The sequence below is a fragment of the Streptomyces spectabilis genome (genome assembly GCF_008704795.1).
Classification (GTDB): domain Bacteria; phylum Actinomycetota; class Actinomycetes; order Streptomycetales; family Streptomycetaceae; genus Streptomyces; species Streptomyces spectabilis.
This window is the reverse complement of the sequence record NZ_CP023690.1, coordinates 1439344-1457490: the sequence shown is the minus strand read 5'-3', so window position 1 is coordinate 1457490 and position 18147 is coordinate 1439344. Positions and strand designations below refer to the sequence as shown.

The window sequence follows — 18147 nt, the reverse complement described above, 5'->3', positions numbered from 1 at the left end:
CGCAACAGGACGTCCCTCATGTTTCGTACCGCGTGGCGCAATGTAGGCGCCCACCCGTCCCGCGTGGCGCTGACCGCGCTGGCTGTCTCGGTCGGCGTCGCCTTCCTCACGGGGATTCTCCTGTTCACCGCCACGGTCTCCGACGCGCTCACCGGTGCGTACCGGCAGACGTTCACCCACACCGATGTGGTGATCCGCCCGGACGACCGCTGTACCACTCCGGCCTCCGGCCATCGGCCTGCGTCCTTGTCCGCGGCCGACGTACGGCGGGTGGAGGGCCTTTCCCAGACGGGTCACGTCATTGCCGTCGTCTCCGGATATACGGCTCTGGGGTGTCCGGACGGCCGTTCCGCCGGCCGCGGCGGCCCCGCCCGGGCGGGCAACTACGCCGGGTCGGCCGACAAGAACAGAGCGGACCCGCGCTACCGCTTCACCCGCGGCCGCCCGCCTGCGAAGAGGGGCGAGATCGCCATCGACGAGGACAGCGCCGCGCAGTGCGGCTACCGGCCGGGGGACACCGCGCGGATCTCGGTCAACGGGCCCGGGCTCACCGCCCGCATCAGCGGCGTCTTCACCACCCGGGCCGAGCCGGCCCTCACCGCGGGCGGGAGCCTGGTGCTGTTCGACAGTGCCACCGCGCAGCAGCACTTCACCGGCCGCGGCCGGTTCAGCGAGCTCCATGTACAGGCCGCGCCCGGCATCTCGGCCGAGCAGCTGGAAGCGGCGAGTGAGGAGAGACTGCCGGGAACGCTCCCCATGACGGCCGCCTCCCTCGCCCGCGAGCGGGCGCTGGCCGGCGAGAGCGCGGTTGCCGGGCTGCGCGCCACGCTGCTGTCCTTCGCCGCCATCGCGCTGTTCATCTCCTGCTTTTTGATCACGAACACCTTCAGCATGCTCGTCACCCAGCGCACTCGGGAGATCGGTCTGCTCCGGGCGGTCGGCGCCAGCCGCTGTCAGGTCACCCGCTTGGTGCTGACCGAGGCATTCCTGGTCGCCCTCGCCGCCTCCCTGGTCGGCGTCGCCCTGGGCATCGGGGTCGCCGAGGCTTTGCGGTCCTTCGCCGGCGACGTGGGCAAGAGCGGCCCGCTGCCCTCCGGCGGAGCCCTGAGCCTGCCCGCCTACGCCCTCCTGCTTCCGCTGTTCACCGGCGTGGCCACCACGCTGGTCGCCGCATGGCTGCCCGCGCGGGCCGCCGCCCGGATCGCGCCGCTGGCGGCCCTGCGGGCCACCCCCGCCCCGGCACCGGCCGGCACCGGCCGGGGTCGCGTGCTCCTCGGGCTCCTCCTGGCAACCGGCGGTGTGGCGTGCCTGCTGGCAGGCGCGAGGACCAACCGCATCCAGGACGGTGCACCGGTGCTGGCGCTCGGCGCCATCCTGATAGCCGGCGGTCTCCTTGCGCTGATGCCGACGCTGGTCGCACCGGCGCTCGCCCTGGCCCGCCCGCTCCTGGCCCGAGCCGGGATCAGCGCACGGCTCGCCGCACGCAACAGCGCCCGCGCCCCGCGCCGCACCGCTGCCGCAGCCGCCTCCCTGGTCATCGGCGTCAGCCTCGTGACCGCCCTCACCATGATCGCGGCAGGCGGCCTCGCCGCGGCCAACGCCCAGAGCGCGCATGTGCTCACAGCGGACTACGTCGTGTCGATGCAGGACCTCAGCCCCCTGTCCGACACCGTGGCCCGGCGCCTGGCCGCCAGCCCCCACGTCACCACCGCCACAGCGATGCGTGAAACGCAACTCACCATCGACCAGGCCCCGCAGAGCGCCCTGGCCCTGCCCGCCTCCGCGCTGCGCGACCTACTGCGCCCGCACGTCACCAGCGGCTCGGCCGACCACTACGGCGGCCGCAACATCCTGGTGACCACCGACGACGCCCGCGCCTACGGCTGGATACCGGGGAGTCGGCTGCGCGCCAAGCCGCCCGGGAGCCGGCCCGTCCAGCTGACGGTGGCGGGCGTGTATGAACCGAACACCCTGCTGGCCGGCATCCTCATCGATACCGCCACCCTGCCGAAGCCCACCACCAGCAGCGTCGAGAAGGTCTTTCTCACCACCCGCGGCCATCCCGGCCCCGCGCTGCGGACCGCCCTCACCCGCGCCCTCGGCGACAGTCCCGCCCTGCGCATCGACAGCAGCGACGACCTGGCCCGAGCAGCCGCACAGGACACCCACCGCATGCTGAACCTGCTCTACACCCTGCTCGCGCTGTCCATCGCGGTCGCCTTCCTGGGAATCATCAACACACTGGCCCTGTCCGTCGCCGAGCGCCAGCGCGAGCTCGGCATGCTGCGGGCGATCGGCCTGACCCGGGCGGGTGTGCGCGGCATGGTCCGCGCCGAAGCTCTCCTCATCACCGTGTTCGCCGGTGTGCTCGGAGCGGGCCTGGGAATCTTCCTCGGCTGGGCCGGTGGTGAACTGATCGCACGACACCTTCCCGGCTACCACCACAGCGTGCCCGCCGCACGCCTGGCAGCCCTGCTGGTCCTGGCCGTCTGCGCGGGCCTGCCGGCCTCCCTGTGGCCGGCCCGCCGCGCGGCACACACCCCGGTCCTCACAGCCATCGGGACCCAATAGCGCCGCACCGACAGGCAGTGCTGCCCGGCGGTCGCGGCAGCCGATGGGGCTCCCCTGATCACCGGATCCCGGGACAGCCGTACACCCCACGGCGGGAAACCCGCCACGATCCCCCTACCGGGGACGTCCTGAAGCTCACTGTCATCGAGGCCAGCACTGAAAGACCGGCGGGTGCATGCGCTGACTGCCGAACAACCTGCGCCGATCGTCCTGACCGAACATTGATCGCCCCCTGATCAGCATGCCCGACAGTGCTCTCCAGACACTCGCGCGTGCAGGTGTCTGGAGACATCGAAAGGGAGTTCACCATGAAGCTTCGTTCGCTGACGGCTGCGGGAATCACGCTCGCCGTCACGTGTACCACCATGGGGCTGGGCGGAGCCGGCATAGCCAGCGCGTCGACCACCAGTGCCAAGAACACCAAGAACACCAGGGCTTGCGTGCAGATCTTGCAGAAGGGGAAGAGCAAGCCGTCCAAGCCGACCTGCTATGAGAACTACCGCGCCGCCATCGCGGCCGCAACGAACAGAGGCATCACCGACGCTCCGGTCAACGCACGGGAGGCCGCGACGAACAAGACCTTCCAGGCAAGACTGGCCCGGCTGGGAAAGGCTGCTCCCAAGGGGCAGGCTGCGGCCACTGGTGAGACCCCGTACCTGCTCGCCCAGTTGTTCACAGAGGCGAACTTCGGCGGCACCGCACTGGTCTACATGGGTGCTCAGTCGTGCGAGCGTGACAACGGCACCGACTACCAGCGTCCCTATGTCGGTGACGAATTCAACGACGCGATCAGCGCGGTGAAGACCTACAGCGACTGCCGGGCCAATCTGCACGAAGATCGCGATTTTCAGGGAGCCAACATCGGCTGGCTCTACGGCGAGTGGTCCTACGTGGGCGATGCGATGAACGACCGCACCAGCTCCATCGAGCTCGGCTGACGACCGGGTGCCTTGAGATGTAGTGGCCCATCGACGCATACGCGTCGCTGTGATGGGCCCGGGGCCCTCACCTCTCGGCTACTCGGTGGTGAGGGCCCCATGCCCTGCGTGTGAGACGCCAGCATTGGTTCAACGAGAGCTGTGCATCGTGATGTTGCAGGTCATCCGGGTCCGGTGTTGCGTGGGGTTCAGGATGTTCCTGCTGGCCGCAGGGGCCCCAATCCCGAAAAGGGATGAGCTCACGATGGCCAGTAGTTCCGCTGCGGTGCGGCGGACTTCCGGGCCGTACTGGCCGGCCTGCTGGACGGCTTTGGTGATGCCGGGCAGCTCGGCGGCCCACCAGGACCGCGCTGCGGTCGCGTCAGGGAGGGCAAGTCCTGGGTGACGGACGGGGCCAAGCCGATCCGGCGCCGGACTACTGGGGCGGATGCACCGGTAGCCGGTGCGGCTGGTGGCCAGGTAGAAGTCGAGCAGGCGCGCCAGCACCGGCTCGCCGGGGTCGTGCCCGCTGTGCTCGTCCCGGGCTCGAGTGCGGGCGAAGAGCCGCAGCAGGCCGTGGTAGCGGTAGCGGCCCGCGGCGGGCGATCCCAGAAGGCTCAGGTCGACCAGGGACTCGACGAGCGGCTCGGCGTGTGCCGGGGACAGCTCGAGGATCGCCGCGGCGGCGTGGAGGTCCATGTCGGGTGTGTCGGGGATGGCCAGCAGCCTGAAGGCCCTGGCCTGGTCGTGGTCCAGCTGTCGGTAGCTCAGTTGGAACCCTGCTTCGACCGTGAGCCGATCCGCGCGCAGTTCCGCCAGGGTGCGGCGTTCGTCGGCGAGGCGTGCGGCCAGGTGCGCGATGGTCCACGTGGGGCGGGTCGCCAGGCGGGCAGCGGCGCAGCGCACAGCCAAGGGCAAGAATCCGCAGGCAGCGACCAGCTCTTGTGCGGCAGCGGGCTCGTTGCGCACGCGGCTCTGGCCGAGGACACCGGCGAGCAGGGCAAGGACCTCGTCCTGTTCGGGGACGTCGAGGGCGATGCGCCACACCCCGGCCAGCCCGGACAGCTGGTTGCGGCTGGTGATCAGGACGGCGCAGGTTGGTGTGCCGGGCAGCAGGGAGGCGATCTGCGCGGCGTCGCGGGCGTTGTCGAGCAGAATCAGGATCCGGCGGCCGGCCAGCAGCGAGCGATACAGGGCGGCGCGAGCCTCACACCCAGCGGGGATCGCCCGGTCGGGGACGCCGAGGGCTTCCAGGAACTCCGCCAGGATGCGTGCAGGGTCGGCTGGAGGTTCGTCGAGGCCGTGAAGGTCGGCGTACATCTGGCCGTCGGGGTAATGGTCACGTAGGGCGTGGGCCACGTGAACTGCCAAGGCCGTCTTGCCGATGCCGCCGATACCGGCGATTGCACAGATCCTCACGGCCCGGCCAGTCAGATCAGTGAAGGCGGCGGTCAGCTGGTCGACCAGGTCGCCGCGGCCGGTGAAATCGGCGATATCGGCAGGCAGCTGAGCCGGCACCGGGCGGGCGAGCCATGTCTCACCGGCCAAACCGGTGCCCACGGCCGTATCGGTGGTGATGGCCCGATCCTCACCAGAGGCGGCAGGTTCGCACGTCAGGGCGGGGACGTTGGCAAGGATGCCCTGGTACGCCTGCTTGAGGTCACGGCCCGGATCGATGCCGAGCTCCGTGGCAAGCGCGGTACGGACATCGTGATAGACGGCCAGAGCGTCTGCCTGGCGGCCAGACCGGTAGAGGGCGCGCATCAGCAGAGCATGGAGTCGTTCCCGCAGGGGATGCTGGGCAACCAGATCCGAGAGTTGCTCCACGACCTGAGCATGGCCGCCCCTGGCCAGTTCCGACTCGGCGAGCATCTCCTGCGCGCCGAGATGCCGTTCGGCCAGGCGGGTGCGCTGGGCCGCGACGGCTGGTCCGGGCAACCCGGCCAGCGGAGTGCCGCGCCACAGTTCCAGGGCCTGACGCAGTCTGACCGGGTCAGCTGTGGCCATCGTCGCTTCGAAGACCGCCAGATCGAAGTAGTCGCCGGCGAGGGGCAGCGCGTAGCCGTCGCCGCTGAAGACGACACGCTCAACGCCCAGGCCCTTGCGCAGCCCGGAAGCATAGGTACGCACCGAGCGTGTGGCCTGCGCGGGCGGATCGTCCCATAGTCCGTCGATGAGCTGTTCGGTGCTGACAGCGCGGCCTCTGGCCAGCAGCAGCATGGCGAGCATGGAACGTTGCAACCGGGTGCCCAGTTCGAGCTCGGTGTCTCCTCGACAGACACGCAGCGGACCCATCACACCAAACCAGAGATCACTTGCCATGTGCGCTACTTCCACTGATTCATGTCCGAATCCGGCGGTCTGCTTGGTCGAACCTTGGGTGGATCTCGGTGGGCGCCTGCGAACGCCGGCGCCGCCGCACCCGAAAGGAGTGACCCTGAGACCCGCCACTGCCGCGCACGCGGGACACAGGCGTTGGAAGTTCGGCCGCCGCTACCCTTCCGCGACGGCGGCCGCCTGCCACGCGGTGAGCGCCTGCTGGCCACGTTCGCCCGCGCGCCGCACGGTGAAGCCGAGCCGGCGCACCAGCCGGGGTGGCCTCAAGGCGCCGCGGGAGACGTGAGTGGGGAGCCGCGGTTCGTAGGGCCGGCACCGGGCTCGGGCTCGAAGGGCCTCATGGACTATGGCGGCCTGCGGTGATGCGCTGGCCGCACGAGCCGGTGCTGTCAACCGGCCACCGCACCGTGGCCCGATGTTCCGGCGGTGGGCGGTGTGGTGCAGGTCTGCCCGGCTGTGCTGCGGTTTCCGTGCACGCCTCTCTTTCGCCTGTCTCCGCGTGCTCCGGGCACCGCGGTGGGCAGACGGTGACGGGCCGGCCGCCCATGCGTGGGCGGTGCGGGCTGGTCAGCCACGCAGGGTACGGGCCCGCGCCTCACGCTGTGCCGACACCGCCTGGTGGTTGGCGGCCATCTCCTGCAGGGCGCGGCTGCGCTCGGCGGGGGTGAGATGGTCGATGTAGAGGGTGCCGTTGAGGTGGTCGGTTTCGTGCTGGAAACACCGGGCGAGCAAGCCGTGACCCTCAAGGGTGAGAGCGTTGCCGTCCTTGTCCTGGCCGTGCACGACCGTGCGGGCGGCCCGGGGGAGCTCGTGGAGGCCGGCGCCCGGCACCGAGAGGCAGCCTTCCCTGCCGGCGGCGGGCTCGGCGGGTGGCTGGATGTCGATGACGGGGTTGCAGATGTGTCCGATGTGGCGCTGTCCGTCCTCGCCGGGGCAGTCGTAGACGAACAACTGGAGGTCGACACCTATCTGGTTGGCAGCCAGGCCGACCCCCTGGGCCGCGTGCATGGTGAAGAACATGTCATCGATGAGCTGGGCCAGTTCGTGGCCGAACTCGGTGACCTCGGCGCACCGGCGGTGCAGCACCGGCGCGCCGACCTCGGTGATGGGCCGGTAGGAACCGCGCAGGGCTTCCGGCAGCAGCGGCCGTTCGGTCGGCTTGGCGGGGGCGGCATCGGTGTGGGGCGTGGGCATAGGGGTGAGATCCCTTCCTTCTGGGGGGGCGTGTGGCTTCACGGTTAAGGACCACACGACGAGTAACGTTACAGGGGAGGCGTGTAACTGAATCTGGGGTTCCGCGCCTCTCAGGGCCTACCGCTGTGAACCCGGCCAGGGCGGCGGTGCACGACTGCGGCCGGATGAGCGAGACGCTCGCCAGGGCGGCGCTCAGGTTGGGGGAGGCCGGTAGCTGTGCCGGGGCGCCGGTGTCCAGCAGCCTGGTGTGGTGGGTGGGTGACGTCGTAGCAGATTCGCCGGAGGAAGTCAGTGGTGGCTGCCGGGGCGGACGAGCGGTTCGGTCCGACGAGGTCGACGCCGGGGCCGATCGGTACGAGGAGGTTCAGGCCGCCGTAGGCGTGGGCGTGATGCCGGCCGCGGGAGCGTTCGGCGCGGTCCCCGTAGACGGCGGTGATGCTGGTAGGGGTTGTCCGCCGAGGGTTCAGCGAGCTGGCTGCGCCGGGTCCGACCGCGCCGGCTCAGTGGGTGTGATCCAGCGAGGGGGTGGCGGGATGGGCGAGGAGCTGGGCCATGCGCCGGTGGCTGTCCTCGTCGGCGGGGGTCCACACGGTGACGATGGTTTCGGCGACGGCGGGCAGTTCCATGCGCGTCAGGGACAGCGACAGGTCACCGACCGCGGGGTGGCGGTAGGTCATGGTCTGGGTCGGTGGTGCGGCGACGTCGTGGGCGGCCCACAGCCGTGAGAATTCCGGGCTGATGGTGGCGAGCGAGCGGATCAGCTCGGTCCATGCCGGGTCGTCGAGGTGGCGCGCGAAGTCGGCGCGGAACGAGGCGACCATGTGGGGCAGGCCGATGTCGCGGTTGACGAAGCAGCGGCAGCACTCGGGGGTGGTGAACATCTCCCACAAGACGTTGCGGGAGCCCTCGGGTGCGGTGAGCCGTGGCCACAGCGCGGCGGCCGCTGTGTTCCAGCCCAGCATGTCCCAGCGGCTGTTGATGGCCGCGGCGGGGAAGTCGGTGATGGCGTCGAGGATCGTCTGCAGGGTGGGGGTGATCGGGTCGGCGGTGGTGGCCACCGCGGGGATCGGCACCTCGGCCAGGCGGAACAGGTGAGCGCGCTCGGCGGCGTTGAGGCGCAGGGTGGTGGCGATGGCGGCGAGGATCTGCGCGCCGACGTTGATGGGCCGTCCCTGTTCGAGCCAGGTGTACCAGGTGATGGAGACTCCGGCCAGGTGGGCGACCTCTTCGCGGCGCAGTCCTGGTGTCCGGCGGCGCAGTCCTGGTGCCATGCCGACCGCAGCGGGCGTCAGGCGCTCGCGGCGGCTGCGCAGGAATGAGGCGAGTTCGGTGCGGCGAGGGGCAAGGGCGGAGTTCACGTCCCCATCATCAGCCACACCTCACACCGGTTGCCAGGTGCTGCTGGCACCAGCGTCGGCAGCGTCTGGCAATGGTGTCGCGGCGGCCACAGGCTCGTTCTGCGACACCCCGTCCGACGAATGCCTGGAGAACTTGCTGTGCGTGCCGCGCCATACACCTTGCGATTCACCGTCCGCCGTTCCGAACTCGGCCCTCATGAACAGGTGCTGACCAGACCGGAGGGCACCCTCGCCGCCGAAGCGCACAGCATCAGCGGCCTGCTGGCTGCGCGGCCCCGGCGACGGGCCGACGATCCGGCGCGCGAGCCGCGGGCACATGCCGCCAACCCAGTCCTGCTGGGCCTGGCGTGAACACGCGCCTGATGCCCGCGACTGCGGCCCTGGACCTGCGGAAGGTGACATGAAGTACCGTCTGGGACGGATAGATCACGGCTTCGTGCCGCGCAAGCTCACGGTCAGTTATGTGGCTGTGTGCACCGGTGCGGTCGACATCGCGGGGCTGCGCACCGCGTTCGGGCTGCTGTGTGGCAGGTATCCGATGCTGCGCGGCACGGTAGAGACGACCGGCGAGGAGTGCTGGCTGCACATCCCCGACGACGGCACCAGCACCGCGACCACCGAGATCATCGAAGGTACGGTCTCCGACTGGCTTGAGCGCGGCCTGACGGTCCTGGACCCCGCGCGCGGCCTGGCGAAACTCACCATCGTGGCTGGAGGCGAAGAGACCGCGGTCGCCCTGCAGGTGTCCCACACAATCAACGACGCCACGCTGGGACTTCGACTGCTGGAGTACTTCTGGCACACCGCCGCCACCCTGCCCGTGAGCGCGGCCTTGTCCGATCCGGCCCCAATCCACCCGCGAAGCCTCGAACACGCCTACCGCGCCCGAGCCATGGCCTTGCCGGACCTCGCCGGGAGGGCCGCGGGCCCCGTGCGCAGCACCGCCGTCGCCGACACCGGTGGCAATGCGGTCTTCGCTCCCGAGCCGGCCCAGCGGATCTTGCTGTCGCCCGGTGAGACAGCCGCCCTGCTCGCTCACGCGCGGGCGGCCGGGACGACCCTGCACGCCCTGCTGGCTGCGGCGATCACCCGTGCCGAACGTGCGACCCTCGCATCAGCCGGTGCCGAAGAACTGCCGATGATCATGTTCCATCTCGCGGATCTGCGCCCCCACCTTCAGCCCGTGGCACGCCCCGACGAGGTCACCAACGCGCTCGGGTTCGCGCCCACGGTCACCGTGTGCGGGCCCGGTGCGGATCTGGAGGTCCTGGCCAAGGAGGTGAAGACGCAGCTCGTCGCCGGGATCGAGGGAGGCACGGCACTCGCGGTCATGCTGACCGCTGCGTCTGCCGCCGCACAGGGCCGCGCGCGTACGAGCGTCGGGAACTTCATCACCAACTGGGGCACGGTGCCCGAGCTCACCGTGCCGACGGGGATCGAGATCGTCGACTTCCGTGGCTTCGCCACCTCTGAGGCGGTGACCTGGGTGGGCTATTTCGTCTCCACCTTCGCCGGGCGCTGCAGCATTGAACTGGCCTCCTCCCCGCGGTACCACCGGCCCGCGCAGATCGCGCAACTGCGCGAGCTCATCGCCACCGGCCTGGCCGAACTGATCCACCCCACGGCGCCCTAGGGCCTGTCCGGTGGGTCGGCGCGGCGTCGCGACGCCTGGCACGCACGCTCGCCGCGTTGCCGAAATGCCCTAGTAGCTCCGCTACGAGGACATTCCGGCGCCTTGCGATCGCACGCACCAGACGCCGCTCCTTGCTCCACGCCGACCCACCGGACAGGCCCTAGCGCACGGCAGGCCACCATCGCGATATCCGGCCCGGCCCCGTGCCTGTAGTGCGCCGACCAGTCCCGGCATCAGCCGATCGGCCGAGCCGGGCGCTGGTGGAGTTCGTCTTTCGGCTGATCCACCGGGCCGCGTCCGCTCAGATCATGGAGCGGTGCCCCGGCCTGCAGGTCCTCTCCACGAAGGGCCTCGTATCCGCATTCCCGGCTCTCACGCCATCCGACAAGGGCAAGTAATGAAGGCTCAGCACCCATCCGTTCCGACGACCGAGGCGACAGGCAGCGTGACACTGCCCGGCAAGGCAGGCCCCTCGTCATGACGGTCACCGCACCCCGCCCTGCCGCCGCACCATCCAGTGCCTCCGTTCCGTCCGCCCGCGTGGTCATCACCGCCCTCCTGGCAACGACCTTCCTGGTCAAAGCCTGCGGATTCGCCTACGACTTCCTCGGCTACTCCATCAGCGCGGCACACGGCACGACCGCCGCAGGCGCCGCATTGACGCTCTTCGGGGTCGGCTGGTGTGTCGGGCAACTGGCCAGCGGGGCGATGACGGACCGGCTCGGTGCCCGCAGCGCGTGCACGATAGGACTGCTGCTGGCCGCCGCAGTCTGCGCCGGGCTCACCGTGGCCAGCGGCCTCAACACACTGATGCTGCTCGCCTTCTGCCTGGGCTGCACCATGGACGTCCACAGGCCGGCCGTCTCCGCGCAGATCAACGAACGCCTGACGAACGACGGAGCACGCACCCGCGCCCAGGGCTGGGTCTACTGGGTTTCCAACGTGGGCATCTCGCTGAGCGGCGGCGTCGGCGGCTTCGTGGCCCAGGCCCACGGCTACCGCTTCCTGTTCGCCCTCAACGCCGTCGCCAGCGTGGCCGCAGCCCTCCTGGTGCGCCGCACGCTGACCGGCCGGCGCGCGGCGCCCCGGGCCGAACAGGCGCACGTCACCTACGCACAGATCATCTCCGACGCCCGGCTGCGCTGGATGGTGGCGGCAGCCATCGCGGCGACGACCTGCGCCTACGGCCTGATCAGCGTCCTGCCCCTGGTCATGAGCGCGGATGGCCTCGCCCCGTCCGCGTACGGCACCGCCATGCTCGCCAACTCGGCTGCGGTCCTGCTGCTCAGCCCGCCTCTGACCCGCCTCCTAGTGGGCCGCGATGACCGCGTCCGATACCCCATCGGCCCGGTGCTCGCCGCGGGCAGTCTGATCCTCGGTGCCGCCATGGCGCTGGCGGCACTGCAGCACACCATCGTGGGCTACGCCACCGCGGCGGTGCTCATGGTGCCCGGGGAGATCTGTTACAGCGTCGCCGCCGGTGCCTTCGTCGCGACGGCCGCCCCGGCCGGTGCCATCGGCCGTTACCAGGCCGCCCTCAGTGTCGCGGGCGCGATCGCCTCGCTCACCCCGCTGGCCGTCGCCGGTGCCCTCACCGCGGGAGGCCGCCCCCTGGTGGCCGGCCTGCTGGTGGCAAGCGCCGTCCTCGGGGCCCTGGCCTGCGTGCCTCTCTCCCGCACCCTGCGCACAGCAGACACAGCAGACACAGCAGAGCCCGCCGGGCACCGTCCTGTGCCGTACTGACCCTGCGCCAGCCACCCTTTCCGCACCCCACAGCATCACGAGAGGAACAGCACCCATGAAGGTAGCGATCGTCGACGGGTATTCCACCGGGGCGACCCTGGCCAAGCGACTTGCCCAAGCGGGCGTCGCATGCATCCACGTGCGAAGCCAGCCGGACACCAGCGCTTTCCTCCTGCGCTCGTTCAACCCTGACGACTACGTCCTCGACCTGGGCTTCACCAGCGACTTCGACGACCTCACGCGGGAGCTCGCGCGCCTGCACGTCTCACGTGTGCTGGCCGGCACCGAAACCGGCGTCGAGCTGGCGGAGATGGTCGCGAGCGCGTTGAGTCTGCCGACCAACGAACCCGCGCTGGTCGCCGCCCGCCGCGACAAGTCCCTTATGCAGCAGGCGGTCCAGGCCGCAGGACTTGCGACCCCGCACACCACCGTCGCCCACTCCGTCCGCGCCGCGGCCGACTGGTTCACCGCATCAGGCTTGGACGAGGCGGTGGTCAAGCCCCTGGCCAGCGCCGGCACCGACGGCGTGACGTTCTGCGGCTCGGCCGAAGAAGTCGACCAGGCCGCCACCGCCATCTTCGACACCGTCAACATCTTCGGCGAGCCCAACGAGGCTGTGCTCGTCCAGGAACGCCTGCACGGAACCGAGTACTGCATCAACACTGTCTCCTCCGGCGGCGAGCACCACGTCGCCGAGATCTGGCAATACACCAAACGTCTTGGCCCGTCGGCCGCACCCATCTACGACTTCCAGGAGCCGGTCGACCCCGCCGGCAGCGACGGGCAAGTGCTCCTTGCCTACGTCCGTGCCGTACTGGACGCGCTCGGTATCGCCGAGACGCCCGCACACACCGAAGTCATGCTCACCTCCCGGGGACCTGTGCTCATCGAGACCGGGGCGCGCCTGGGCGGAGCCACCGGGCCCGATGTGGTGGACGCCCACCTCGGCCCCTCCCAAACCGCCCTGGCCGTCACCGCCGTGCTCGACCCCGCCTCACTGCAAGCCCGCAACACCCCCGCCCTGGGCCGAGGTCCGGTGCTGCGGTGGGTCGACTTCATCAACCACCAGCCCGGCCCCGCCAACTCCGACGCCCTCACCAAGATCGCGGAACTCCCCAGCGTCATCGCCGTCTTTCCCGGCTTCGCCCCGGGCCAGCACCTCGCCCCCACCAGCGACATGCTGACCTCGCCCGGGTTCGCCTACCTCGCGGCCCGCAATCGCCGAGAGCTGATCGAGGACTACGACACCCTGCGCGCCTGGGAGCGCGAAGGCATCTACACCAGCTGACGATGAGACACAGCACGTTCAGCAGCGGCCTACCGGCCCAGACGCCGCAGCGCACGGTGAGTCCGAGCGGTGCCTCACTCAACGACGTCCTGCCGCCTGGCCTCACCCCCACGCCACCGGACCCACCCCTCCTCGCCACCGTGGCAGAGCACGAAGAAGGATCATGAACAAGGTCACTGCCCACGACAACTACACCGTCACGGTGCTGCACCGGCTCGCGGCCCGCGGCAGCCGGGACGCGATCGTCGCCGGAGCGCGGCGGATCAGCGGCACCGAGGCCGCCGCCACGGTCCTGCGCTTCGCGGCGGTTCTGCGGGACAGCGGGCTGGCACGCGGAGACGGCGTGGCGCTGTTCGTGAAGAACTCTCCCGAGGCCCTCCTGCTGCAGCTGGCCGTCCATTTCGCGGGGTGCCGCATGGTGTTCGTGCCGCCGGAGCCCGGCAACAGCGAACTCGAAGCACTGATCCGCCGCGCGGACGTCAAGGTGCTCGTGTCCGACCCGGCCTTCGACGACCGCACCCGCCAGATCGCCTCGCAGGTGGAGGTTCCGCATGCGTTCAGTATCGGCGCGTCACCGGTTGCCCCCGACTTCCTCGCAGCAGCATCCAGCACGGGCGCTCTCTCGCTCCACGAGGCTGCCGACAGCCGCCACCTGGCAACCCTGCTCTACACGGGCGGCACGACCGGCCTGCCCAAGCTGGTCGTGCACCGCAGCGGCTACTACGACAACTGCCTGCGGATTGCCGAGACGTACGCGGCCGACGCGCCGGCCGACCCGGCGATGCTGATATGCACGCTGGTGACGCACACCAGTGGCCACGCCGCGTTCCTGACCAGCGCCCTGAGCGGCCACACCATCGTCCTGCTGGAGGACTTCGACGCCGCCACGGCCCTGTCCGTCATGGACCGCGAGCGCATCAGCAAAATGATCGTAGTGACACCGATGCTGTACGAGCTGCTGGACCATCCAGGCTGCCTGCCCGGCCGTTTCCCCGCGTTGAGGACTCTCCAGTACGGGGGCGCCGCCGTGTCCCCTGCCCGTCTGCGGCAGGCGATCGAACGTCTGGGCCCGGTGCTGCACCAGATCTACGCGGCATCAGAGAGCGGGCTCGTCACTCAGCTCAGCCCCGCCGAACACGACCTGCGGCGGCCCGAGTTGCTGGCCAGCTGCGGGCGTACCGGGCCCGGCGTCGAGGTGGAGCTGCGGGGCCAGGACGGCAAGCTCGTGCCCGTGGGGCACCCCGGCGAGCTGTACGTCAACAGTCCCATGGTCATGGAGGGCTACTGGAGAGACCCCGAACGCACCGCCGAGGTCCTCGACGCCGACGGCTGGTTCCGCAGCGGGGACATCGCCCGCCAAGACGAGAACGGCTACCTGTACCTCATCGACCGCGCGGGACATCATCGTGACGGGCCGCACGGCCGACAATGTCTACTCCCGCCTCCTCGACGACTTCCTCACCTCCCACCCCGCGCTCAAGGACGCCGCCGCCCTCGGACTGCCCGGCGACGACGACACGGAGACCGTGCACGTGGTCCTGGTGCCCCACGACCCTTCCTGTGTCCCGGACCTGGCCCAGCTGACCCGCGAGGTCGCCGACGCACTCGGCGACCTCTACACGCCGGCCTCCTACTCGATAGCCGACTCCCTGCCGCGGACTGCCGTCGGCAAGACCGACAAGAAGGCCCTGCGCACCAGCCTGCTGACCGCCCGCGGGTAGGGCCACCCAACAGCCGGGCCCAGGCGGACGCAAGCGCCCCAGGCGAGCCACCCCGCTGCGTGCCCGGCGGTAGCGGGCGCAGGCCAGCGATCGACGCCCGTGAAGGGCGCCATGCCGACCAGGGCGCCCGCAAGGGAGCCCTGCACCACTCAACTCCGTACAGCGATCTCGGCGCGGCTCACTGTGTGCCGTCCCTGTGTCAGTCGAAGGCAGACCCCATGACCAGTTCGTTTACCCGCACCGACCCGGCCCCGGAAAGCCTGGGGCACACGGCGGACCGTATCCGCAGGCGGGCGCAGGCCGCGGCCGCCGACACCGAGCACCGCCGGCGTCTGGCGCCAGACGTGCTCGCCGAGCTCCGGGGTGCGGGCCTGATGCGTTCCGCAGCGCCCGCACGCCTCGGGGCCGCGCAGGCCCCGCCCGCCGACGCACTCGCCGCCGCCGAGACGATAGCGCGGGGCGATGCCGCCACCGGCTGGTGCGTGGCCATCGCCGTGACCACCAGCCTGCTCGCGGCCTACCTGCCGGCACACGGCGCGGCCGAGATCTTCGGCGACCCGCGCTCGATCGCGGCAGGCGTGTGGGCGCCGAAGGGCACGGCCCGCCCCGTCGACGGAGGGGTGATCGTCTCGGGCCGCTGGTCGTTCGCCAGTGGCATCACGCATGCGGACTACTTCTTCGGCGGCTGCCTCCTGGACGACAGCCGGGGAGGCGACGGCGGCGCCCCGGCAGTGCACACCGTCGCCATCCCGGCCGCTCAGCTGCGGATCCTCGACGACACCTGGCATACCTCCGGACTCCGCGGAACGGGCAGTCATGATGTCGTGGCCGAGAACGTGTTCGTGCCCGCTCACCACACGCTGTCCCTGGCGGACGGCCCGGTGATCGACGCTCCGCTCTACCGATTCCCGATCTTCGGGTACTTCGCCCTGGCCGTCGCCTCGGCCGCCCTGGGCAACGCCCGCGGAGCCATCGACGACCTGCGCGACCTCGCGGGCCGCAAAATCGCCTACGGATCCCGTCGCCCGCTGAGCGAGAAATCGAGGACGCCTGGCACGCCGCGCACACCGGTGAGGTCACGCTGGACCTGCGTACCGGACTGCGTCTGGCGGCCACCCACGCCGCTCGCACGTCCGCGGACGTGGTCCGGGCCATGTACGACCTCGGTGGCGGGTCGGCCGTCTACGACGACTCGCCGTTGCAGCGCCGCTTCCGGGACGCGGCCACCGCCACCGCCCACATCCAGGTCAGCCCGGCCACCTGGGAGACCACCGGGCGCATCCTGCTCGGCATCCCCACAGACGCGGCCCTGCTGTAGGCAGCGTTGCGGCACAGCCCTCACGGACAGGCGCGGACCGTTCCCGCAGCCGCCCAGGGCATACGAGGGCCCTGCTGGGCCCCTGCCTCACGGCTGCTGCGCCCGCCCCGTCCTCACAAGCCGCCATGACCTTGACCCTGACCTTCCCACTCCCTGTGGGAACCCGACCAGCCGGAGGCTACTCGTCATGCTCCTGCGCTCTGATGGTGGGCCACAGCACGGCCACCACACGGTCCGCGTGGTCGTCCGGAGTGCTCGCTCCCGTCTGCAGGTAGTCGCCGAAGTAGCTGCCGAAGCAGAGGGCGACCACGGTGTCGAGGTCGGCGTCCGTGCGCACCGCGCCGACCTCCTGCAGCCGCTGGAGGGTTCCCAGCAGCTCCGCGCAGCGCGGTTTGTTGCCGTGCTCGCGCATCTGCTCGAACAGGGCCGGTTCGCGCTCGGCCTCGCTCATGAAGTTGCCGTGCAGCGCCATCGCCCGCTGGTTGTGGTAGCGGGGGTCCAGGCGCCGGACGGCCTCGGTGAACGCCTCCAGGGGCGCCATCGAGTCCACGTCCAGGGGAGGGTATGCCTCGCGCTGCTTCTGCAGGCCGTAGTGGAGCGCGTCCACCACCAGGTCGTGCTTGTTCGGCCAGCGCCGGTACAGGGTAGGGCGCGTGACTCCGGCGTCCGCCACCACGTCGCCGATCGTCATCCGCGTATACCCGTCGGTGGCCAGGCGCACGCGCGTGGCCTGCAGGATCGCCTCCTCGATCGCCGGATCCCGCGGTCGGCCGCCGGGGTGCGGTGTGCGCTCCGGCGCAGCGGTGCGCGTCTTCGTCCCGGCCGTGCGCCGCGGCCGGTGGGCGCGACCGACGCTCTTCTCGTCCTTGCTGCTCACAGCGTGTTGTCCCTCCTTGTTGGCATCCACACTAGCCAGCTCCGGGCCTCCCGAAGCAGTTTAATTCCAGACATTGACTGTAACGAAACTTGTAGTGCATGGTTGTCCCGCCGGACAGCGCCCCACTCCTAGAGCGCGCCACGTGTCAGCGTCCCGCTCGGGCAGCAGTCCCTGGCCCTCGCCCACGCCCGGTTCTTCCAGAGCGGGCCGGCCGCACCCTGTGATCCATTCCGGCACCTGCCGAACGAAATCTGCAAGGAATCTCATGAGCACTGAAAAGCACACGGCCCGCGCTGCGTCCATCGCCGGTACGGCCACGGCGGCGCGCGTCACCTCTCTGGCCTCCCTGGCGTCGGCGCCCGCAGTGGCGCCGGACCAGGAGGCGGCGGCCAGGCCGACCGTGGTGCTGGTCCACGGGGCCTTCGCTGATGCCTCCGGCTGGATGGAGACCGCCGCCCGGCTGCGGCACCAGGGCTTCGGGGTTGAGGCGGTGGCCAACCCGCTGCGGGGCCTGGACTATGACACGGCGTATCTGAAGGGCATGCTCCAGGGCATCGAGGGTGCGAAGATCCTGGTCGGCCACTCCTATGGCGGCGCTGTGATCACCAACGCGGCGGCCGACGTCCCCGGCGTGAAGGCGCTGGTCTACGTCGCCGCCTTCGCTCCGGACGAGGGCGAGACGCTGGGCGGACTCCTTGAGCAGCACCCGGACCCGGGCGTCCCGCCGCTGCCGCAGCGGGCCGTGCAGTTCACCCGGCCCGACGGCAGCACCGGCACCGAAGTCATGCTCGACCCGGCCGAGTTCGCCGACGCGTTCGCCGCCGATGTGCCTGCGAAGACCGCGGCCCTGATGGCCGCCTCCCAGCGCCCCATCGCGGTGGAGGCTTTCGGCCAGCCCGCCCGGCAGGCCGCCTGGAAGACCATCCCGTCCTGGGCGCTGGTGGCCACGAAGGACCATGCCATCGCCCCGAGCCTGGAGCGCTTCATGGCCAAGCGCGCCGACGCCCGCATCACCGAGGTCAACAGCTCCCACGCGGTCATGGTCAGCCACCCCAACGTCGTCAGCGATGTGATCAACCGGGCGTACCACGCCACCCGCTGACCGTATGGCTCCGCGCGGAAGCCTCCCCCGCAGCCGCGCGGACGGCGCCCGCCCGGTGGTACCCCCCGGACCACCGGGCGGAGCAGCC

12 protein-coding genes and 2 pseudogenes are annotated in these 18147 nt (G+C 70.6%); 10 read left to right on the top strand and 4 right to left on the bottom strand.

All coding sequences use genetic code 11. The features are described 5' to 3' along the window. The first annotated feature begins 18 nt into the window (after positions 1-18). Both CP982_RS05690 and CP982_RS05685 read left to right on the top strand, forming a co-directional pair. The gene (locus tag CP982_RS05690) at positions 19-2571 is read left to right on the top strand and encodes an FtsX-like permease family protein (RefSeq protein WP_150509475.1); all 2553 of its coding nucleotides are present in this window, start codon (positions 19-21) and stop codon (positions 2569-2571) included. Between the two features lie 308 nt (positions 2572-2879). After that, on the top strand, positions 2880-3509 hold the full coding sequence (locus CP982_RS05685) for a hypothetical protein (protein WP_150509474.1): 630 nt from the start codon (positions 2880-2882) through the stop codon (positions 3507-3509). Positions 3510-3638: 129 nt separating this feature from the next. Here CP982_RS05685 and CP982_RS05680 read toward each other — a convergent pair whose 3' ends face one another. The 3 genes from CP982_RS05680 to CP982_RS05665 all read right to left on the bottom strand — a co-directional run bounded on the left by CP982_RS05680 (position 3639) and on the right by CP982_RS05665 (position 8377). Then, the gene (locus CP982_RS05680) at positions 3639-5810 is read right to left on the bottom strand and encodes an AfsR/SARP family transcriptional regulator (RefSeq protein WP_150509473.1); all 2172 of its coding nucleotides are present in this window, start codon (positions 5808-5810) and stop codon (positions 3639-3641) included. Between the two features lie 582 nt (positions 5811-6392). Then, positions 6393-7019, bottom strand: a complete 627-nt coding sequence (gene def, locus CP982_RS05675; protein WP_150509472.1) for a peptide deformylase — start codon at positions 7017-7019, stop codon at positions 6393-6395. Positions 7020-7519: 500 nt separating this feature from the next. After that, entirely contained in the window at positions 7520-8377 is an 858-nt protein-coding gene (locus CP982_RS05665; RefSeq protein WP_150509471.1) for a helix-turn-helix transcriptional regulator, read from the bottom strand. Between the two features lie 436 nt (positions 8378-8813). Here CP982_RS05665 and CP982_RS05660 point away from each other — a divergent pair, with 436 nt between their 5' ends. The 7 genes and pseudogenes from CP982_RS05660 (at position 8814) to CP982_RS43095 (ending at position 16080) form a co-directional block, all read left to right on the top strand. After that, positions 8814-10010: a phthiocerol/phthiodiolone dimycocerosyl transferase family protein gene (locus CP982_RS05660; protein WP_170316372.1), complete on the top strand. Its 1197-nt coding sequence runs from the start codon at positions 8814-8816 to the stop codon at positions 10008-10010. Between the two features lie 540 nt (positions 10011-10550). Beyond that, positions 10551-11753 (top strand): MFS transporter, encoded by a 1203-nt coding sequence (locus CP982_RS05655; RefSeq protein ID WP_229878862.1) that lies wholly within the window; start codon positions 10551-10553, stop codon positions 11751-11753. A 55-nt stretch (positions 11754-11808) separates the two neighbouring features. Next, complete coding sequence (locus CP982_RS05650) at positions 11809-13041, top strand: ATP-grasp domain-containing protein (protein ID WP_150509468.1); 1233 nt, start codon at positions 11809-11811, stop codon at positions 13039-13041. 163 nt (positions 13042-13204) lie between these two features. Beyond that, positions 13205-14269 (top strand): annotated as a pseudogene (locus tag CP982_RS05645) (AMP-binding protein); the annotation flags it as partial. Between the two features lie 178 nt (positions 14270-14447). Beyond that, positions 14448-14762 carry an AMP-binding enzyme gene (locus CP982_RS42440; RefSeq protein WP_229878861.1) on the top strand — a complete coding sequence of 105 codons (315 nt, stop codon included), beginning with the start codon at positions 14448-14450 and terminating at the stop codon, positions 14760-14762. Between the two features lie 218 nt (positions 14763-14980). After that, positions 14981-15247: pseudogene (locus tag CP982_RS43100) on the top strand (acyl-CoA dehydrogenase family protein); the annotation flags it as partial. 419 nt (positions 15248-15666) lie between these two features. Next, the gene (locus CP982_RS43095; protein ID WP_308294327.1) at positions 15667-16080 is read left to right on the top strand and encodes an acyl-CoA dehydrogenase family protein; all 414 of its coding nucleotides are present in this window, start codon (positions 15667-15669) and stop codon (positions 16078-16080) included. A gap of 178 nt (positions 16081-16258) precedes the next feature. On the opposite strand, the gene CP982_RS05635 is transcribed toward CP982_RS43095, so the two are convergent. After that, positions 16259-16957 (bottom strand): TetR/AcrR family transcriptional regulator, encoded by a 699-nt coding sequence (locus CP982_RS05635; RefSeq protein WP_150509467.1) that lies wholly within the window; start codon positions 16955-16957, stop codon positions 16259-16261. Positions 16958-17222: 265 nt separating this feature from the next. Here CP982_RS05635 and CP982_RS05630 point away from each other — a divergent pair, with 265 nt between their 5' ends. After that, complete coding sequence (locus CP982_RS05630) at positions 17223-18059, top strand: alpha/beta fold hydrolase (RefSeq protein ID WP_150509466.1); 837 nt, start codon at positions 17223-17225, stop codon at positions 18057-18059. Positions 18060-18147 lie beyond the last annotated feature (88 nt).

Excerpts from the sequence above, each read along its gene's own strand:
- CP982_RS05690 (WP_150509475.1), top strand. The coding sequence starts at position 19 with ATGTTTCGTACCGCGTGGCGCAATGTAGGCGCCCACCCGTCCCGCGTG.
- CP982_RS05685 (WP_150509474.1), top strand. The coding sequence starts at position 2,880 with ATGAAGCTTCGTTCGCTGACGGCTGCGGGAATCACGCTCGCCGTCACG.
- CP982_RS05680 (WP_150509473.1), bottom strand. The coding sequence starts at position 5,810 with ATGGCAAGTGATCTCTGGTTTGGTGTGATGGGTCCGCTGCGTGTCTGT.
- def (WP_150509472.1), bottom strand. The coding sequence starts at position 7,019 with ATGCCCACGCCCCACACCGATGCCGCCCCCGCCAAGCCGACCGAACGG.
- CP982_RS05650 (WP_150509468.1), top strand. The coding sequence starts at position 11,809 with ATGAAGGTAGCGATCGTCGACGGGTATTCCACCGGGGCGACCCTGGCC.
- CP982_RS05630 (WP_150509466.1), top strand. The coding sequence starts at position 17,223 with ATGAGCACTGAAAAGCACACGGCCCGCGCTGCGTCCATCGCCGGTACG.